At 72.6% G+C, this 20873-nt stretch carries 5 protein-coding genes; all 5 read left to right on the top strand.

The features are described 5' to 3' along the window. Window positions 1-18 precede the first annotated feature (18 nt). Window positions 19-3564, top strand: a complete 3546-nt coding sequence (locus K8638_RS33975; protein WP_223758850.1) for a condensation domain-containing protein — start codon at window positions 19-21, stop codon at window positions 3562-3564. After that, window positions 3561-4616, top strand: coding sequence for a TauD/TfdA family dioxygenase (locus tag K8638_RS33970; protein ID WP_223758849.1), 1056 nt, complete (start codon window positions 3561-3563; stop codon window positions 4614-4616). The genes K8638_RS33975 and K8638_RS33970 overlap by 4 nt, the downstream gene beginning before the upstream one ends. 55 nt (window positions 4617-4671) lie before the next feature. Continuing rightward, window positions 4672-7920 carry a non-ribosomal peptide synthetase gene (locus K8638_RS33965; RefSeq protein WP_223758848.1) on the top strand — a complete coding sequence of 1083 codons (3249 nt, stop codon included), beginning with the start codon at window positions 4672-4674 and terminating at the stop codon, window positions 7918-7920. Next, window positions 7917-14708, top strand: a complete 6792-nt coding sequence (locus K8638_RS33960; RefSeq protein WP_223758847.1) for a type I polyketide synthase — start codon at window positions 7917-7919, stop codon at window positions 14706-14708. The genes K8638_RS33965 and K8638_RS33960 overlap by 4 nt, the downstream gene beginning before the upstream one ends. Window positions 14709-14729: 21 nt before the next feature. Beyond that, window positions 14730-20873: non-ribosomal peptide synthetase (locus tag K8638_RS33955; protein WP_223758846.1), on the top strand; the 6144-nt coding region annotated here is incomplete at its 3' end.

The following is a 20873-nucleotide window of genomic DNA, read 5'->3' as shown; positions in this document are numbered from 1 at the left end:
AGGGCGGGCGCGGAACGTATGAGCACGACCCATCTGCTGCTGGAGTGCCCGACGCTCGTGGAGCTGTCGCGGCGCCGGGCGGAGCTTCAAGCTGATCAGCGGGCCTACACGTTCCTCCTGGATGGCGAAGGGGAAGAAGCCCACCTCACGTACGCGGAGCTGGACCGCCGGGCGCGCGCCATTGGCGGCTTCCTGCAAGGGCTGGGCGCCCGGGGCGAGCGCGTGCTGCTGCTCTACCCTCCGGGTCTCGACTACGTGGCCGCCTTCGTGGGCTGCCTGTATGCCGGCGCCGTGGCCGTGCCGGCCTATCCGCCGGACCCGATGCGGGTGGCGCGCACCCTGCCCCGCCTGGAGGCGGTGATCCAGGACGCACGGGCCCGCTTCGCACTCACCACGGGGTTCATCCAGTCCGTGGCGGAGTCCCTGGGCGAGCAGTCCGCGGCGCTCGCCGGGCTGACGTGGATCGCCACCGACACGGTGGAGGACAGCGCCGCGGACGGGTGGAAGGACCCGGGCGCCGCGCGCGAGTCGCTGGCGTTCCTCCAGTACACGTCCGGCTCCACGGGCACGCCTCGCGGCGTGACGCTGAGCCACGGCAACCTGCTGCACAACTCGCTGGCCATCCACCGGTGCTTCGAGCACTCGGAGTCCAGCCGCGGTGTCATCTGGCTGCCGCCGTACCACGACATGGGGCTCATCGGCGGCGTGCTTCAGCCGTTGGCGGGCGGCTTCCCCGTGGTGCTGATGTCGCCGCTGGACTTCCTCAAGCGCCCGGCGCGGTGGCTGGAGGCCATCTCCCGCTACAAGGCGACCACGAGCGGCGGGCCCAACTTCGCCTTCGACCTCTGCGTACGGAAGACGACGCCCGAGCAGCGGGCGGCGCTGGACCTGAGCAGCTGGGACGTGGCCTTCAACGGCGCCGAGCCGGTGCGCGCGGAGACGATGGAGCGCTTCGCCCGCGCCTTCGCCGTGTCGGGCTTCCGCAAGGAGGCTTTCTACCCGTGCTACGGGCTCGCCGAGGCCACGCTGATCGCCTCCGGAGGCCGCAAGGCAGCGCCGCCGGTGGAGCGGGTGTACTCGCGCGAGGCCATCCAGCAGGGCCGGGCCGAAGCGGCGGAGCCCGGGGCATCCGGCGCGAGCGTGCTCGTGGGCTGCGGCCAGAGCGTGCTCGAACAGGAACTGCTCATCATGGACCCCGAGTCGCGCCTGCCCGCGCCGTCCGGGCGGCTGGGCGAAATCTGGGTGCGCGGCGCGAGCGTGGCCTCCAGCTACTGGGAGCGGTCCGAGGAGAGCGAGGCCACCTTCCGCGCCCACCGCGCCGACACCGGCGAGGGGCCCTACCTGCGCACGGGCGACCTGGGCTTCATGGAAGGCGGCGAGCTGTTCGTCGCGGGCCGCATCAAGGACCTCATCATCCTGCGCGGCCGCAACCACTACCCGCAGGACCTGGAGCTGACGGCGGAGGGCAGCCACCCCGCGATGCGGCCCGGCTGCTCGGCGGCGTTCTCCGTGGAGACCGGCGGCGAGGAGCGGCTGGTCGTGGTGATGGAGGTGGACCGCAAGCAACTGGCGGAGCCCGCCGAGGCCATCGACGCCATCCGCCGCGCCATCGCCAGCACGCATGAGGTCTCGGCCGGCACCGTGGTGCTCATTCCCGCCGGTGGCCTTCCGAAGACGTCCAGCGGCAAGGTGCAGCGGCGCGCGTGCCGCGCCATGTACCTGGGCGGAGAGCTGGAGGTCCTCGCGGAGGACCGCGGCTCGGGGGCCGTGGAAGCGTCCGAGCCTCCGTCTCAGGCAGAGCCGGAGCTGACCCGGGACGCGCTGCTGGCGGCGTCCGAGGAGGAGTGCTCGCGGCTGCTGGGCACGTGGCTCCGGAGCAGGTTGGCGCGGGCACTCTCCGTGCCGGCCTCCGCGCTGGATTCGACCCGGCCGCTCACCGCGCTGGGCCTGGACTCCATCCATGCCGTCGAGCTGAAGGGCGCGCTGGAAGAGGAGCTGGGCATCGCCCTGCCGGTGTCGCTGCTCCTGGAAGGCGTGCACCTGGAGGCGCTCACGGCCCGGGCGCTCGCGGAGCTGCGCGACCCGACCGCCGTGATGCCTCCGCTCGAGGCGGGGGCTCGCGGGGACTCGCCGCCGCTGTCGTATGCACAGGAGCGGCTGCTGTTCCTGGAGCAGCTCGCGTCGGGCAGCGCGGCCTACAACATCCCCGCCGCCGTGGAGCTGGACGGCGCGCTGGACGTGGCGGTGCTGGGCCGCGCGCTGGAGGCCATCATCCACCGGCACGAAGTCCTGCGCACGCGATTCCCCCGGGTGTCCGGGCGGCACACGCAGGTCATCCTGAAGCCGGAGCAGGTGCCCGCGCCGCTGTCCGCGTCCGACGCGGTGGTGGACCTGGGCGCGCTGCCCGAGGCGGAGCGGCAGGCGGAGGCCGAGCGCCTCACCACCGCCGAGGCCCGGCGGCCCTTCGACCTGGAGCATGGGCTGCCGCTGCGCGCGCAGCTGCTGCGGCTGTCGGAGCGCAAGCACCGGCTGCTGCTGACGCTGCACCACGTGGTGTCCGATGGATGGACCATGGGTGTGCTGGTGCGCGAGCTGGGCGCGCTCTACGCGGCCTTCGCGCAGGGGCGGCCCTCACCCCTGCCTCCGCTGCCCGTGCAGTACGCCGACCATGCCGCGTGGCTGCGGCGGTGGCTGGAGGGCGGCGAGCTGGAGACCGAGCTGGCGTGGTGGAAGGAGCGCCTCGCGGGCGCGCCTCCGCTGCTGGAGCTGCCCACCGACAGGCCCCGTCCGGAGCGGCAGCGCTTCGAGGGCGCGCGCCATCCTGTCTCGCTCTCCCCTGCCCTCACCGCCGGACTTCGCCAGTTGGGCCAGGCCGAGGGCGCCACGCCCTTCATGTCGCTGCTGGCGGGCTTCCTCGTGGTGCTGCACGCACGCACCGGCCGCACCGACCTGGTGGTGGGCACGGACGTGGCCAACCGCGAGCACGCCCGCACGCAGGGCCTGGTCGGCCTCTTCGTCAATCAGCTCGTGCTGCGCGTGGGCCTGGAGGGCAACCCCACCTTCCGCGCGGTGCTCGGGCGCGTGCGCGAGGTGGCGCTCGGTGGTTATGCGCGCCCGCACGTCCCCTTCGACAAGCTGGTGGAGGCGCTGCGCCCGCCGCGTGACGCCCGCTACAACCCGCTCTTCCAGGTGATGTTCGTGCTGGAGAACGCGCCCCTGCCCGCGCTCAAGCTGCCGGGACTGGAGCTGCGGCAGTTGGACGTGGACGATGGGGGCTCGCCCTTCGACCTGTCCGTGCTGCTGTCCGAGTCCAGCGGGCGGTTCCACGGGGTGCTGCGCTACGCCACCTCCCTGTTCGATGCGCCCACCATCGCCCGGCTGGCCTCGGACTACGAGGTGGTGCTGAGCACGGTGGTGGCTCGGCCGGACGCCACGGTGGAGGAGCTGCGGCAGGTGCTGGCCGAGCACGAGCGCCAGCGGCAGCAGGCCCGGGCCCAGGAGCTTCAGTCGGCGCGCAAGGAGCTGTTCCGCAACGTGCGCCGCCGCGGTGGGAGTGAGTCATGACGACGAGTGGCCCGACGAAACGCGCACTGCCCCAGGTGAGGCGGCGCGAGGTGGACAGCTCCGGCCAGGACTGGGTTCGCTTCGAGGAGCTCCGGCCCGGCCTGCACCTTCCGGTGGTGGCCCGGCCCACGCTGCCGGACGTGGACCTGGTCGCCTGGGCTCGCGCGCATCGCGCCCGCATAGAAGAGCACGTGCACCGCCATGGCGCCGTCCTCTTCCGTGGCTTCGACGTGGTGACGCCCGAGGCCATGGACCGGGCCATCCAGGCGATGGCGGACGCGGCGCTGCCTTACGAGGAGCGCTCGTCGCCGCGCTCACAGGTCAGCGGCAACATCTACACGTCCACCGACCACCCGGCGGCCGAGCGCATCTACCTGCACAACGAGCAGTCCTACAACCAGACCTTCCCGCTGCGCCTCTTCTTCGCCTGCGTGACACCCGCGCAGCAGGGCGGCGAGACGCCGCTGGCGGACTCGCGCCGTGTCTTCCAGCGACTGCCCGCGGAGCTGCGCGCCCGCTTCCTGGAGCAGGGCTATATGTACGTCCGCAACTTCGGCCACCAGCTGGGGCTGAGCTGGCAGACGGCGTTCCAGACCGAGGACCGCGCCGAGGTGGAGGCGTACTGCCGCCGCAACGGCATCGACTTCGAGTGGCTCGACGGCAACCGCCTGCGCACGCGCCAGGTGCGCCGCGCCGCGGGGCTCCACCCCGTCACGGGCGAGCCCGTCTGGTTCAACCACGCCACGTTCTTCCACGTCTCCACGCTGCCCGCGCACGTGGGCTCGGTGCTGCTGGCCGAGCTGGGCGAGGAAGGGCTGCCCAACAACACGTACTACGGCGACGGCTCTCCGATTGAGCCCGCCACGCTGGAGGTCCTGCGCGCCGCGTACGAGGCGGAGCAGGTCTCCTTCCCGTGGGAGCGAGGGGACCTGCTCGTCGTGGACAACATGCTGGCCGCCCACGCGCGCTCGCCCTTCTCCGGGCCCAGGAAGGTGCTGGCCGGCATGGCTCGGCCCTTCGCGTGGAGCGATGTCGCCGAACCGCCTCGCTGAGCGTCACCGTCACCTCACATTCCGCGCCGCCGTCCCCTCGAGGAGCTTCCTCCCCGTGACCCACTCCCCTGGTTTCCGGCTCTCTCCCCAGCAAGCCCGGCTGTGGTCGCTGCTCGCGGCCACCCCTTCCGCGTCCTCGCGCGCTCGCGCGGTGCTGTCGCTCGAAGGCCCGCTCGACACGGCGCGGCTGGAGCGCGCCGTGCGGGAGCTGCTCTCCCGCCATGAGGTCCTCCGCACCATCTACCGCCACCTCCCGGGCACGGGGGCCGCGGTGCAGCTCATCGGCGACATGCCGGCCACGGTGCTGGAGGTCGTCGACTGGAGCGCGCGCTCCCCCTCCGAAGCGCAGGCGGGGCTGGAGGCGCTGCTGTCCGCCGAGGCTGCTCCGGAGGACGGGCCTGCATCGTTGAAGCTGCTCGTGCTCGGCGCGGAGCGGCACGCGCTGGTGGTGGACCTGCCTGCGCCCTCCATGGATCGGCAGAGCCTGATCCTCTTCTCCCGCGAGCTGGGCCAGGCGTTGCTCTCGCCGGACCTGGGGGCGGCGGAGCCTCCACCCCAGTACGCGGACGTGGCGGAGATCTTCCACCAGCTCCTCGAGTCCGAGGAGACCGGGGACGGCCGGCGCTACTGGCGGTCTCGCGACCTGTCGGACGCCACCGGCACCGTGCTGCCCACGCGCCGCCCCGGCGTGAGTGGGCCCTGGTCACGGCCGGGGCGCCAGTCGCTTCCGCTGAGCGCGCGAACGGCTCCCGCCCTGGAGTCCCTGGCCGGGCGCCTGGGCGCGCGGCTGGCGGACGTGGTGCTGGCCGGGTGGATGTTGCTGCTGCGCCGCATGGGCGGGCGTGACGAGGCCTGTGTGGCGGTGCGCTACGACGGGCGCACCTACGACGGACTGGACGTGGCGCTCGGCCTCTTCGAGCGCTGGCTGCCCCTGCGCAGTCCGCCCCGCACGCAGACCCGCTTCGAGGAATGGGCCCGCGAGGTGGCGCGGGAGTGCCGGGAGGCCGAGGCCTGGCAGGACTACTACGATGCCTCCGCCGTCCTTCCCCCCGGGGCTCCAGGGATGGCTCCTCCCCCGCTCTCCTTCTCGTTCGCGGAGGCGGTGCGTCCCGCCCCCATCCACGCCGGCACGCTGGCGGTGTCCGTCACCCACGTGGAGGCACGGACCGAGCGCGCCGAGCTGGCGCTGACCTTGGTCCGCGGCGAGCCCGGGGCGCTGTCGCTGGTGCTGGAGCACGACTCCAGCGCGTACACGTCCACCGAGGCGGCCCGGATGCTGGAGCGGCTGGAGGCGCTGCTCTCCGAGGCGACGTCCGCGCCGGAGCGCTCGCTGGAGTCGCTGCCGTGGGTGGGCGCCTCCGAGCTGAGCGCGCTGGCGGGCTTCAACGACACGGCCCGAGACCAAGACACGGCCGGCACCCTCCCCGCCCGCTTCGATGCGTGGGCCCGGGAGCGGCCGGACGCGGTGGCGGTGGCCTTCGAAGACGAGCGGCTGTCGTTCTCCACGCTGGCCGAGCGCTCCAACCGGCTGGCGTGGCACCTTCGCGCGAAGGGCGTGGGCCCCGAGGTGCGCGTGGCGGTGTGCCTGGAGCGCTCGGTGGAGCAGCTCGTGGTGCTGCTCGGCATCCTCAAGGCGGGCGGCGCCTTCGTTCCGCTGGACCCCACGTATCCGCGCGAGCGGCTGTCCTACGTCATCCAGCAGTCCGGCGCGCCGCTCGTCATCACCCGCGCGCACCTGCGCGGAGCGGTGGTTCCCGAGGGTTCGCACACCTTCCTCTGCCTGGACCAGGAGTCGGAGCCCATTGCCGCGTCACCCGCGCACGCGCCCGAGGTGGCGCTGGCTCCGGAGAACGTGGCGTACGTCATCTTCACCTCGGGCTCCACGGGCCGGCCCAAGGGCGTGATGATTCCACACCGCTCGGCGCTCAACCTGGCGGCGACGCTGCGCGACACCGTGTACCAGGGACGTGGCCCCGGGCTGCGGGTGAGCGTCAACGCGCCGCTCGTCTTCGACGCCTCGGTGAAGCAGTGGCTGCAGCTCCTCAACGGGCACTCGCTCCACATCGTCCCGGAGGAGGTGCGGCCGGACGCCGAGCGCATGAGGGCCTGGGTGCGCCGGCACGCGGTGGACGTGGTGGACTGCACGCCCTCGCTCCTGGTGCCCATGCTGGCGCAGGGACTGGGGCGCGAGCCGGACTTCTCTCCCTCGCTGGTGCTGGTGGGCGGAGAGGCCATCGACGCTCGCACCTGGGCGGAGCTGGCGGCCCGCCCGGGCACCCGATTCGTCAACATGTACGGCCCCACCGAGTGCACGGTGAACGCCACCACGTGCCCCATCTCCGACTCCGCCGAGCCGAGCATCGGCGGGCCGCTGGGCAACGTGCGCGTGCACGTGCTGGACGCGCGGCTGAATCCCGTCCCCCTGGGCGTGCCGGGAGAGCTGTTCATCGGCGGGGCCGGCGTGGGCCGGGGTTATGACGGCCGTCCGGACCTGACGGCCGAGCGCTTCGTGCCGGACCCGTTCAGCCCCGTGCCGGGCGCGCGGCTGTACCGCACCGGAGACGTGGGCCGCTACCGCGATGACGGACGCATCGAGTTCTCCGGCCGCGCCGACTTCCAGGTGAAGGTGCGCGGCTACCGCATCGAGCTGGGAGAAATCGAGTCGCTGATGCGCACGCACCCCGAGATTGGCGAGGTGGTGGCGATGGTGCGCGAATCGAAGCCAGGCGAGGCGCGGCTGGTCGCGTACTTCGTGCCTCGACGCGGGCTGTCGTCCGGAGGCGTGGACGCGGAGCTGGCGGCCCAGCTGCGCGGCTTCCTGCGGGAGATGCTGCCCGAGTACATGCTGCCGTCGGTGCTGGTGCCCCTGGCGCGGATGCCGCTCACGCGCAACGGCAAGGTGGACCGAGGCGCGCTGCCGGACCCGGCCACGGTGCAGCGGGAGGCGGTGCCCTACGAGGCCCCCACCTCGGAGCTGGAGCAGCGCATCGCCGCCATCTGGCAGGAGGCGCTCAAGGTGGAGCGCGTGGGCCTCCACGGGAACTTCTTCGACCTGGGGGGACACTCGCTCCTCATGGTGCAGGTGCACGAGAAGCTGTCCGCCGCGTTCGGCCGGCGCTTCTCCATGGTGGAGCTGTTCCAGCACCCCACGGTGGCGTCGCTGGCGAAATACATCGCCCAGCAGTCCACGCCAGACACGGCGGGAGACGCGAAGCAGCAGGCGCGGGACGAGCGGGCCCGGAAGCAACTTCAGGCAATGCAGCAGCAGGCTCTCAAGGCGAAGGCCGGTAGGGGGAAGCGATGAGCGGCGAGCAGGAGTCCCCTCAGCTCGAGGGTGTGGCGATCATCGGCATGGCATGCCGGTTCCCGGGCGCGGGTACGCCCGAGGCCTTCTGGAAGAACCTCCAGGAGGGCGTCGAGTCCATCACCTTCTTCAAGGACGAGGAGCTGGACCGCGCCGCCATTGCCCCCGAGGAGCTGAAGGACCCGAAGTACGTCAAGGCCCGGGCCACGCTGGACGGCATCGACCAGTTCGACGCGCGCTTCTTCGACTTCTCCCCACGTGAGGCGGAAATCACCGACCCGCAGCAGCGCCTCTTCCTGGAGTGCGTCTGGGAGGCGCTGGAGTCGGCCGGGCATGACCCGAGCCGCGCGACGGGTCCCATCGGCATCTACGCGGGCGCGGGCGCCAACGGCTACCTGCTCTACAACCTGTCCTCGGCCGGGCACCTGGTGGGCACCATCAACGCCTTCCAGGCCGTCATCCACAACAAGAACGACCACCTGGCCACGCGCGTCGCCTACAAGCTGGACCTCAAGGGCCCCGCGGTGACGGTGCAGACGGCGTGCTCCACGTCGCTCGTCGCCATCCACCACGCGTGCCAGAGCCTGCTGAGCCACCAGTGCGACATGGCGCTGGCGGGCGGCGTCACCCTCACCGTGCCGCAGAAGACGGGCTACCTCTACACGGAGCGCGGAATCGGTTCTCCGGACGGGCACTGCCGCCCCTTCGACGCCAACGCCCAGGGCACCGTGGGCGGCAGCGGCGCGGGCGTGGTGGTACTCAAGCGCCTGGCTGACGCCATCGCCGATGGAGACGTCATCCACGCCGTCATCCGCGGCACCGCCATCAACAACGACGGCACCGACAAGGTGGGCTACACGGCCCCCAGCGTCAGCGGGCAGGCGGACGTCATCGGCATGGCGCAGGCGCTGGCCGGCGTGGAGCCGGAGTCCATCACCTACGTGGAGGCCCACGGCACGGGTACTCCCATGGGGGACCCGATTGAGGTGAAGGCCCTCACCCAGGCCTTCCGCGCGGGCGGCGCGGAGCGCAAGGGGTTCTGCGGCCTGGGCTCGGTGAAGGGCAACGTGGGCCACCTGGACACCGCGGCGGGCGTGGCGGGTCTCATCAAGACGACGCTCGCGCTGAAGCACCGGCAGCTCCCGCCGAGCATCGGCTTCGAGCGGCCCAACCCCGAAATCGACTTCGCGGACAGCCCCTTCTACGTCAACGCGAAGCTGCGTTCGTGGGAGGCGGCGGGAGCCCGGCGCGCGGGCGTCAGCTCGTTCGGCCTGGGCGGCACCAACGCCCACGCCATCCTGGAAGAAGCGCCGGAGCGTGCGCCTTCCGGGCCCTCGCGTGAGCACCAGTTGCTGGTGGTGTCGGCGCGCTCGGCCGCGGCGCTGGAGGCGGCGACGAGCCGGCTGGCGGAGCACCTGAAGGCGAACCCCGGGCTGAGTCTGGCGGACGTGGCCTACACGCTCCAGACGGGCCGCAAGGGCTTCGAGCACCGTCGCTACGTGGTGTGCCGTACGGTGGAGGAAGCGGCCCAGGCGCTGGGCACGTTGTCGCCGGACCGGGTCATCACCCGCGTGCAGGAGCCGGTGCGCCGGCCGCTGGTGTTCATGTTCCCCGGCCAGGGTTCGCAGCACCCGGGCATGGCCGCGGGCCTCTACCGCGCGGAGGCCACCTTCCGTGAGGAGGCGGACCGGTGCCTGGACTTGCTGAAGCGCCGGTTTGACCTGGACCTGAAGCCGCTGCTGTTCGGCTCGGACACCCAGGACGCCCAGGCCGCCTCGAAGCTGGAGCAGACGGCCCTCACCCAGCCCGCGCTCTTCGTCGTGGAGTACGCGCTGGCGAAGCTGCTGATGTCGTGGGGCCTGGAGCCCGCGTCGATGATTGGCCACAGCGTGGGCGAGTACGTCGCGGCCTGTCTGGCCGGTGTCTTCTCGCTGGAGGACGCGCTGGAGCTGGTGGCCACGCGCGGGCGCCTCATGCAGTCGTGCCCGCCGGGCGCCATGCTGTCCGTGCAGCTCCCCGAGGCGGAGCTGCGCCCGCTGCTGGAGCCGGGGCTGGAGATCGCCGCCACCAACGCGCCGGGCTCGTGCGTGGTGGCGGGCTCGCACGCCGGGATTGACGCGCTGGAGAAGCGGCTCGCCGCGAAGGACGTGCTGGCCCGCAGGCTGCGGACGTCGCATGCCTTCCACTCCGCGATGATGGACCCCATCGTCTCCGCCTTCCGCGACACGGTGGCGAAGGCCCGCCCGGCCGCGCCGAAGCTGCGCTTCATCTCCAACGTGACGGGCACGTGGATCACCGCCGAGCAGGCCACCTCGCCGGACTATTGGGCGGCGCACCTGCGCCAGCCGGTGCGGTTCGCGGACGGCGTCGAGGAGCTGCTGAAGGACTCCGAGGCGGTGCTGCTGGAGGTGGGCCCGGGCAAGGCGCTCCAGTCGCTGGCGCGCTGGCACCCGCGCAAGAAGCAGGGCCAGTTCATGCTCACCTCGCTGCCGCCCGTGGGCGAGGCCACCGCCGAGCCCGAGTACCTGCTGCGCACCCTGGGCCAGCTCTGGCTGCTGGGCGTGGAGGCTCCGCACCTCTTCGCGGGCGAGAAGCGGCGCCGCGAGGTGCTGCCCACCTACCCGTTCGACCGCCAGCGATACTGGGTAGACCTGCGCTCCGCGCCCGGCACGCAGGCCGCCCGCCGGGGCACGCTGGACAAGCGCCAGGACGTGGCGAACTGGTTCTGGCTGCCGGTGTGGAAGGAGTCCGCGCCCAAGGTGGCGCCCGCCGTGGCCGTGGACCCGAAGGCGGCGCCGTGGCTGCTCTTGCAGGACCGCGCGGGCCTGGGCGCGAAGCTGGCCGCTCGGCTGCGCCAGGCGGGCCGGCCGCTGGTGGAGGTGTCGCTGGCGCGTGAGTTCCGGCGCACCGGCGCGGACTCGTATGAGCTGAACCCCGGCCGCCGCGAGGACCAGGCCACGCTGCTGTCGGAGCTGGCGGCGGATGGCCGGCTGCCGGAGCACATCGTCCACCTGGGCGGCATCACCGCAGAGGGCTCGGGCGCGACGGCGGAGGACGTGCTGGAGCGCTCCTTCTTCAGCCTGCTGCACCTGGGACAGGCGCTCGGTGGCCACGCGGCGGACAAGCCGGTGCACCTGACGGTGGTGTCCAACGGCATGCAGGAGGTGACGGGCGGAGACCTCGTCTCGCCGGAGCAGGCGACGGCGCTGGGACCGTGCGCCGTGATTCCTCGCGAGCTACCGCACGTGCGCTGCCGCAGCGTGGACGTCACCCTGCCCCCCTCGGGCAGCTTCCAGGCCGGACGGCTGGTGGAGCTGCTGGCGGCGGAGCTGATGGCGGAGGCCGAGGAGCCCGTGGTGGCCCTGCGCGGCGGGCGCCGCTGGGTGCGCGACTTCGAGGAGGTGCGCCTGGACGAGGGCCCCACCTCCGCGGTGCCGCTGCGCGAGGGCGGCGTGTACCTCATCACCGGCGGCCTGGGCGGCATGGGCCTGTCCTTCGCCGAGGCGCTGGCGGAGAAGTGCCGCGCGAAGCTGGTGCTCACCGGCCGCGCCGCCGTGCCGCCGCGTGAGGAGTGGGCGAAGCACCTGGAGTCCGGGGACGAGGCCACGCGTCGCCGCATCCAGGCCGTGTTGCGCCTGGAGGAGAGGGGCGCGCAGGTGCTGGCGCTGAGCGCGGACGTGACGGACCTGGAGCGGATGCGTGCCGTGGTGGAGACGGCGCGTGCTCGCTTCGGTGCCATCCATGGTGTCATCCACGCGGCCGGCGTCGCGGGCGGAGGCATGCTCCAGCTCAAGACGCGCGAGGCGGCGGCGGCGGTGCTCGCGCCCAAGGTGACGGGCTCGCGTGTGCTGGCGGCGGTGCTGGAGGGTGAGCGGCCGGACTTCTTCGTGGCCTGCTCGTCGCTCTCCTCCGTGGTCGGCCGCTTCGGACAGGTGGACTACACGGCGGCCAACACGTTCCTGGACGCCTTCACGCGTGCGTACCAGGCGCGCACCGGCACGTACGCGGTCACCATCAACTGGGGCGCCTGGGACGAGGTGGGCATGGCGGCTCGGCCCGCCGCGCAGGCCGGCGAGGGCCGGGCCCTGTCGCACCCGTTCGTCCACCGCTGCCTGGTGGACACGCCGCAGCGCAAGGTCTTCGCCGGCACCTTCGGCGAGCCGCGCTCCAACTGGGTGACGGACGAGCACCGCATCCTCGGCAACCCCACGGTGCCGGGCGTGACGTACTTCGAGATGGTGCGCGCCGCGATGGCGGACGAGGCGCAGGGCCGCGTCATCGAGCTGCTGGACAACTACTTCCTCGCCCCGCTGCGCGTGCCGGAGAACGAGACGCGCGAGGTGCGCCTCATCCTGGAGAAGGATGGGGATGGCTGGCGCTGGGTGGTGCGCAGCCTGCCGCCCGGGGGGGTGGGCAAGGGCACGGACCACTCGGCGGGACGCGTGCGCTTCGGTGGGCCGAAGGTGCCGCGCTTCGAGGACCTGGAGGCGCTGCGCAAGCGGTGCGACAAGCCGCGTCCCCAGTCACTGGAGGCCGAGTACGAGCAGGAGCTGGGGCCGCGCTGGAAGAGCGTGCAGGCCATCCTCCCCGGCGAGCACGAGCTGCTCATGGTGCTGGAGCTGATGCCGGAGTTCTCCGGGGACTTCGAGGAGCTGCGCTTCCACCCGTCGCTCATCGACCGCACGTCCGGCATCGCCAAGAGCTTCCTCGCGGAGCACGGCTACTACCTGCCCTTCGGCTACAAGGTGCTGCGCCTGCACGGCGAGCTGCCCCGCCGCGTCTACAGCCACGCGCGCTTCCGGGCGAACGAGACGACGGATGGCGGTGAGACGCTCGCCTTCGACCTCACGATGATGGACGAGCAGGGCCGCGTGCTGGTGGAAGTGGAGCGGCTGACGCAGAAGCGCGTCAACGACCCCGCCGCCGAGCTGCGCGCCCTGGCCGCCGCGGCCCGCGAGTCCGCCCTCGCCAGGGTGCTGCCCACCGAGGAGCGGCAGGAGATCGCCCCGCGCGAGGGCGTGGTGGCGCTGGAGCGCATCCTCGCCTCCGGCATCGCGCCGCAGGTGGTGGTGTCCGTGCGCGACCTGCACGCCACCATCGCCCACACCGACGAGGTGGTACGTGAGCGCGTCCTCCAGGCCGTGAGCGAGACGCGCGCCTCCGGCGAGCAGCAGCCCCGGCCGGAGCTGAAGACGCCGTACGTGGCGCCGCGCAATGAAATCGAGCAGCGCATCGCGGAGGCCTGGCAGTCGGTGCTCGGCATCGACCGCGTGGGCGTGAATGACAACTTCTTCGAGCTGGGCGGCGACTCGGTGCAGGCCATCCAGATCATCGCTCGCGGAAGCCAGTCCGGCCTGCAGCTCAGCCCGCAGCAGTTCTTCCAGTACTCCACCATCGCGGAGCTGGCGGAGATGATTGCCGGCGTGCTGGCGAAGCAGGCCGAGCAGGGCCCCGTGGTCGGCCCCGCGCCGCTCACGCCGGAGCAGCGCCGCCTGCTGGAGACACCCGCCACTGCATCCGTCCGGGTGGCCCGGCTGCCGATGGCCGGTGGTGTGGAGGCCGCCGCGCTGTCGCAGTCCCTGGGCGCGCTGCTGGCGCACCATGACGCGCTCCGGCTGCGCTTCACGAAAGGAGTCTCCGGCTGGCAGCAGGTGGGAACGCCTCCGGGCACCGACGTGCCCTTCGCGGAGGTGGACCTGCGCGCGTTGCCGGCCACCGAGCATGAGGCCGCGCTCCGCGGTGAAGAGGAGAAGCTGCGCGGCAGGCTGGACGTTGGCGCGGGCGCGCTGCTGGCGGCCACGCTGGTCCGGCTGGAGGGCGGTGCGGGCAGCCAGTTGCTGGTGGCGGCGCACGGGCTGGCCGTGGATGGCGGCTCGTGGCGGCTGCTGATGGAAGACCTGCGCCCGTCCCAGGGCGGCGCGCGGGTGAAGACGACGTCCTTCAAGCGCTGGGCGGAGCGGCTCGCCGAGGAGTCCTCCTCCGAGTCGCTGCGCAGGGAGGAGCCGGTGTGGCTCGGTGCGCCCTGGGAGGGCGCGGTGAAGCTGCCGGTGGAGCGCGCGGGCGGTGCCTCGGGCGCGGCTCGCTCGGTGGAGGTCGCGCTGACGGAGGACGAGACGCGCGGGCTCACCGAGCGGCTCGCCGCGACGTGGCGCGCGGACGTGGCGGAGGGCGCTGTGGCGTCGCTCGCACGGTCGCTGGCGGCCTGGGCGGGCGGCGACCGGCTGCGTCTGGACGTGGTGGCCGACGGGCGCGAGGCGTTCGACGGCGTGGACTGCTCGCGCACGGTGGGCTGCTTCGACGTCACGTGGCCGCTGCTGGTGGAAGTCCCCAACGGGCAGGACGTGGCGGAGTCGCTCAAGGCGGTGAAGGAGCGCATGCGCCGCGTGCCGCGCCGGGGCATCGGCTTCGGGCTGCTGCGCGACGGCCCGCACGGTGAGCTATCCGAGCGGCTGAAGCGCCTGCCTCGCGCGGAATTGGTGTTCCGCCACCTGGGCACGGTGGAGTCCGTGCCGGGAGCCTACCGTGGCCTGGGCGGGTACTCGCTGGCGGTGGAGACGTTCCTGTCCGGCGGGCGGCTGCACGTGCGCTGCGCCTTCGACGACGGGGCGTACACGCAGGCCACGGCCTCGCGGCTGGCCGGAGACGTGCTCGCCGCGCTGCGGGCGCTGGGCAGCGAGCCACAGGACACGCGCGCCGCGCTGTCCTCCGTGGACTTCCCGCTGGCCGGGCTGGACGACTCGCAGCTGGGCGCGCTCGCGGCCCTCATCGACGAAGCGGACGGGAACTAGGGCCAGGGGCGGAAGCGACACATGAAGAACGTAGAGGACATCTACCGGCTGTCGCCGATGCAGCAGGGCATGCTGTTCCACACCCTGGGCGCCCCGGGAGCGGGCACCTACGTGGAGCAGGTCTACTGGACCTGGCGTGGCCCGCTGGACCTGCCCACGCTCCAGCGGGCGTGGCAGCGGCTGGTGGACCGCCACACGCCCCTGCGCACGGCGTTCTTCTGGGAGAACATGAAGGAGCCGCTCCAGGCGGTGCGCCGCAAGGTGGACGCGGCCCCTCGTCTCGAGGACTGGTCCGACGTTCCTCCCGAGGCGCGCGAGGCCCGCTTCGCGGAGCTGCTGGAGCGGGAGCAGCGCCAGGACTTCACGCTGTCCACGGCGCCGCTGGTGCGCTTCACCGTGGTGCGCCTGGGCCCTGCCCTGTCCCGGTGCATCGTCAGCTACCACCACCTGGTGATGGATGGCTGGTCCCTGCCGGTATGCCTGCGCGAGTTGTTCCTCACGTATGACGCGCTGACTCGCGGCGACGAGCCGGCGCTGGAGCCGGCCCGCGGCTACCGGGACTACATCGTCTGGCTGTCGAAGCAGGAGCGAGCCGACGCGGAGCGCTTCTGGCGCGAGCGGCTGCGGGGCTTCACCACGGCCACGCCGCTGGCGGCGGACCGGCCCGCCGAGCCCGGCGCGAAGGTGGAGGCGTACACCTCCGAGTCGCTGGGCCTGGGCACGGCCCTCACGGCGCGGCTGATGGCCTTCACCCGGCAGCACCAGGTGACACTGAGCACGCTGGTGCAGGGCGCATGGGCGCTGCTGCTCGGCCGCTACAGCGGGCAGGACGACGTGGCCTTCGGCACCGTGGTGTCCGGCCGCCCCCCTGCCCTTCCCGGCGTGGACACCATGCTGGGCACCTTCATCAACACCCAGGTCAGCCGCCTGTCCCTGCCCTCCGACGGCACCGTGCTGCCGTGGCTGAGGGCACTCCAGGCGGAGCAGCTCGCGGCCCGTGCCTTCGAGCACGTGTCGCTGGTGGACGTGCAGGGCTGGAGCGAGGTGCCTCGCGGGCAGCCGCTGTTCGAGAGCCTGCTCGTCTTCGAGAACCTGCCGCGCCGCGGCCTGTCCCCCGAAGCCACGGCCCGGCTGCCCGTGGACGGCTTCGCGCGGACGGACGCCCGCACGGGCTACCCGCTCATCTTCGTGGTGCTGCCGGATGCCACGGAGACGGAGCTGCGCTTCACCTATGACGTGGGCCGCTTCGATGCGGTCACCGTGCGGCGGATGCTGGGCCACATGGCCACGCTGTTGCAGTCCCTGGTGGACGCACCCGCGGGCAGGCTCGCGGACGTGTCCATGGTGTCGCCGGAAGAGTTCCGGCGGCTCGCGGAGTGGAACGACACGCGGGTGGAGTTCCCCTCCGGAGACAGCCTGCACTCGCTGTTCGAGGCCCAGGCGCGCCGCACCCCGGAGGCCGTGGCCCTGGAGTTCGAGGGCTCGCGGCTCACCTATGCCCAGCTCGATGCGCGCGCCAACCAGCTCGCCTGGCACCTGCGCTCCCTGGGCGTCGGGCCGGAGTCCCGGGTGGGTGTCTGCCTGGAGCGTTCGCTGGAATTGGTCATCGCCCTGCTGGGCACGCTCAAGGCCGGGGCCGCCTATGTGCCGCTCGACCCGGGCTACCCCCAGGAGCGGCTGGCCTTCATGCTGGCCGACTCCGCGCCTCGCGTGCTCCTCACGCAGGAGCACCTGCTTCCGCGGCTGCCCGCGTCCTCCGTTCCCAGGCTCTGCCTCGATTCGCAGTGGCCGCTCGTCTCCGGCCAGCCCACCGAGGCCGTGCACGCCCACGTCACGCCTCGGAGCCTCGCCTACGTCATCTACACCTCGGGCTCCACCGGCCGCCCCAAGGGCGCCATGAACGAGCACGGCGCGGTCTGCAACCGCCTGCACTGGATGCAGAAGGCGTATGGGCTCGGGCACGCGGATGCCGTCCTCCAGAAGACGCCGTTCAGCTTCGACGTCTCCGTCTGGGAGTTCATCTGGCCGCTGATGACGGGCGCGCGGCTGGTGATGGCCCGGCCGGGTGGCCACCAGGACCCCGCCTACCTCGGCGGCCTCATCTCCTCGGCGGGCATCACCACGCTGCACTTCGTGCCGTCCATGCTGCGCGCGTTCCTGGAGGAGCCCGGGCTGGGGGAGACGTGTGCCTCGGTGCGCCGGATTGTCTGCTCGGGCGAGGCGCTGCCGGCGGAGCTGGCGCGGCGGTGCCTGGAGCGGCTGCCCGAAGCGGGGCTGCACAACCTCTACGGCCCCACCGAAGCGGCCGTTGACGTCACCGCGTGGCAGTGCCGACCGGGCGACGCGCGCGCATCGGTGCCCATCGGCCGTCCCATCGCCAACACGCGCATCCACCTGCTGGACGCGGCGCTTCGCCCGGTGCCGGTGGGTGTGCCCGGAGAGCTCTTCATCGCCGGGGTGCAGGTGGGCCGCGGCTACCACGCGCGGCCGGAGCTGACGGCGGAGCGCTTCGTTCCGGACCCGTTCTCCCCGGAGCCGGGTGCTCGCATGTACCGCACCGGCGACCTGGCGCGGTGGCTGCCGGATGGGACGGTGGACTACCTGGGCCGGCTCGACTTCCAGGTGAAGGTGCGCGGGCTGCGCATCGAGCTGGGCGAAATCGAGGCGGCGCTGATGGCGCGGCTCTCGGTGAAGCAGGCGGTGGTGCTGGCGCGCGAGGACGTGCCCGGCCAGCAGCGGCTGGTGGCCTATGTCGTACCGGGTGACGGCGGCGCGGTGGACGCCGACGAACTGCGCCAGGCCCTGCTGCGCGCGCTGCCCGAGTACATGGTGCCCTCGGCCTTCGTCGCCCTCCAGACACTGCCTCTCTCCGCCAACGGCAAGCTGGACCGCAAGGCCCTGCCCGTTCCGGACGCGTACGGCACCGAGCCCTCGCACGAGTACGTCGCGCCTCGCGATGAGCGCGAGCAGGCCCTGGCCGACATCTGGGCCCAGGTGCTCGGCCGCCCGCGCGTGGGCATCCACGACAACTTCTTCGAGCTGGGTGGCGACTCCATCATCAGCCTCCAGGTCATCGCCCGCGCCCGGCAGGCCGGCATGCGCCTGACGCCGCACCACGTGTTCCAGCACCGCACCGTGGCCGAGCTGGCACGGGTCGCCCAGGCCGAGCAGCCCTCGCGCGGCGCGGAGGGCCCGCTGCAGGGCCCCGTGCCGCTGACGCCCATCCAGCGCTTCTTCCTGGAACGGCCGCTGCCCCGGCCCCACCACTTCAATCAAGCGGTGCTGCTGGAGATGCGCGAGCCGCTGGACGCGGCGCTGCTGGAGCGGGCGCTGCGCCACCTCGTCGACCACCATGATGCGCTGCGCATGCGCCTGTCTCTCGCGAGCGGGCACTGGGAGCAGCACAACGCGCCTCCGGGCGCGGTGCTGGTGCTGAAGCGAGTGGACCTTTCCTCGGTGCCGGAGGCCGGGCAGGCCGCGGCCCTGGAGTCCGAGGCGAACAAGGTCCAGGCCAGCCTGGACCTGTCCGAGGGCCTGCTGCTACGCGCGGCCTTCCTCGAGCGTGGCCCGGGGCGCACGGCGCGGTTGCTGCTGGTGGCGCACCACCTGGTCGTGGACGGCGTCTCGTGGCGCGTGCTGCTGGAGGACCTGGAGACGGCGTGCGAGCAGCTCCGTCGCGGCAACGCGGTGGCCCTGCCTCCGCGGAGCACTTCGTTCCAGACGTGGGCCCGGCGGCTGGAAGAGCTGGCGCGCACGGAGGCGCTGGAGGCGGAGCTGCCCGTGTGGCTCGCGCAGCTCCAGTCGTCCGCGGTGAAGCTCCCGGTCGATGGGCCGGGGGCGGGCTCCGGCGTGGTGACGGTGGAGCTGGACGCGGAGCAGACGCGGCTGCTGCTGCGCGAGGTGCCGTCGGCGTACCGTTCGCGGCCGGAGGAAGCACTGCTCGCGACGCTGGCGCAGGTGCTCGGCCGCTGGGCGGGCCCGGGCCCGCTGCGTGTGGCGCTGGAGGGCCACGGCCGCGAGGACTTGTTCGACGACGTGGATGTCTCCCGCACGGTGGGCTGGTTCACCAGCCTCTACCCCGTGTGCCTGCAGGTGCCACCGGGAGCAACGCCCGGTGAGGCGCTGCGCTCCGTTCGCGAGTCGCTGCGCGCCCTGCCCCGCCGTGGCGTGGGATACGGCCTGCTGCGCTACCTGGGCCGCGAGGAGGTGGCCTCGAAGCTGGCCGCCCTGCCGGAGCCCGAAGTCGCCTTCAACTACCTGGGCCAGCTCGACGCCCAGTCCTCCACCCTCTTCGCGCTGTCTACGGAGCCGTCAGGCACCTCGCGAGACACGGGCGGTGCACGGCGGTACGCCATCGAAGTCGACGCCATGGTGGTGGGCGGGAAACTGCGCGTCTCGTGGACTCACAGCGAGCACCTGCACTCGCGGACCACCATCGAGTCGCTCGCCCGGCAGCATCTGGAGACGCTGCGAGCGGTGGTGGCGGACCGGGGCTCCGCGGATGCGGCGCGGTACGTGCCCTCCGACTTTCCCTGGGTCCAACTGGATGCGGCGACGCTGGAGCGGCTCCTCCCGCCGGGCACGGCCGTGGAGGACATCTTCCCGCTGTCGCCATTGCAGCAGGGCCTGCTCTTCCACGCCCTGATGGCACCCGGCGAGGACCTGTACCTGGAGCAGCTCTCCTGGGCCATCCGCTCGCCGCTGGACGCACGCGCGCTGAAGCGGGCCTGGGAGCTGGTGGTGGCACACGACGCCATGCTCCGGGCGCGCTTCGCGTGGGACGGGCTGATTGAGCCGGTGCAGGTGGTCCTCTCCCACGTGGAGCTGCCCTGGACGGAGCTGGACTGGCGTGACGTGCCGGAGGCCGGACAGCCGGCGCGGCTGGAAGCGTTCCTGAAGGAGGACCGCGCGCGGAGCTTCGACCTGGACGACGCGCCGCTGCTGCGGGTGGCGCTCATCCGCCTGGGCCAGGACTCCTGGCACTGCGTCTGGAGCTTCCACCACCTGCTGCTCGACGGATGGAGCATGAGCCGGGTGCTCCAGCAGCTCTTCACCGCGTACGCGGCCCTGGCACGCGGGCAGGCGCCCCGGCTGGCGCCCCTGCCTCCCCATCGCGACTACGTTGCCTGGCTGCGGAAGCAGGACCTGGCCCGCTCCGAGTCCTGGTGGCGCCGGACACTGGAGGGCTTCACCACCCCCACGCCGCTGCCCGCTGTCCGCACCGCATCTCCGGGCACGGCGGCGGAAGGGCGTGAGCTGGAGCTTCGACTGTCAGCGGAGACCACCTCCGCCCTCCAGTCCTTCGCGCGGCGGCAGGAAGTGACGCTCAACACCCTGGCGCAGGCGGCCTGGGCGCTCGTGCTTTCCCGCCATGGTGGCGGGGAGGACGTGGTCTTCGGCGTCACCGTCTCCGGACGTCCGGCGGAGCTGCCGGGCGCGGAGGAGCGGGTCGGCCTGTTCATCAACTCGCTGCCCGCGCGGGTGCGGGTGGAGCCGGACGCCGAGCCAGGGCCCTGGCTGCGTCAGCTCCAGGCGCGGCAGGTGGAGCTGCGCCAGCATGAGCACTGCCCGCTGGCGCGGGTGCAGACGTGGAGCGGTGTGCCGCGCGGCACGCCTCTCTTCGAGAGCCTCCTCGTCTTCGAGAACTACCCGGTGGACGCGGCGCTGCGTGAGCGCTCCCTCGGCGTGACGGTGACGGACGTGCGCATGCGGGAGCGCACCCACTACCCGCTGCTGCTGGCGGTGACTCCCGGGCAGGAGCTGCGCCTCCAGCTCGCGTACGAGACTCCACGCCACGACGAGGCCACGGCGGCGAGGTTGCTGGACCAGGTGCGGCTCGCGCTGGAAGGACTGGCCGCGCGGGACACGCGGCGGCTGCGCGATGTCTCGCTCCTTTCCGCGGAGGAGCGGCGGCGCGTGCTGGTGGACTGGAACGCCACCGCCTCCGAGTACCCACGTGCATCCACCCTGCCCGAGGTCTTCGCACAGGTGGTGGCCCGATACGCCGACAAGGTCGCCGTCGAGTTCGGGGACTCGAAGCTCACCTACCGGCAGCTCGATGAGCGTGCCAATCAGCTCGCGCATCACTTGCGCGGCCTGGGTGTGTCCACCGACTCGCGCGTGGCCATCGCACTGGAGCGCTCGCTGGAGCTGATTGTTTCGCTG

The sequence above is a fragment of the Myxococcus sp. RHSTA-1-4 genome, from assembly GCF_020037125.1.
Taxonomy (GTDB): Bacteria; Myxococcota; Myxococcia; order Myxococcales; family Myxococcaceae; genus Myxococcus.
This window is presented reverse-complemented; position numbering and strand designations above follow the sequence as displayed.

Bases quoted from the DNA above. Each gene is read 5' to 3' on its own strand.
- K8638_RS33970 (WP_223758849.1), top strand. From the start codon at position 3,561: ATGACGACGAGTGGCCCGACGAAACGCGCACTGCCCCAGGTGAGGCGG.
- K8638_RS33975 (WP_223758850.1), top strand. From the start codon at position 19: ATGAGCACGACCCATCTGCTGCTGGAGTGCCCGACGCTCGTGGAGCTG.
- K8638_RS33960 (WP_223758847.1), top strand. From the start codon at position 7,917: ATGAGCGGCGAGCAGGAGTCCCCTCAGCTCGAGGGTGTGGCGATCATC.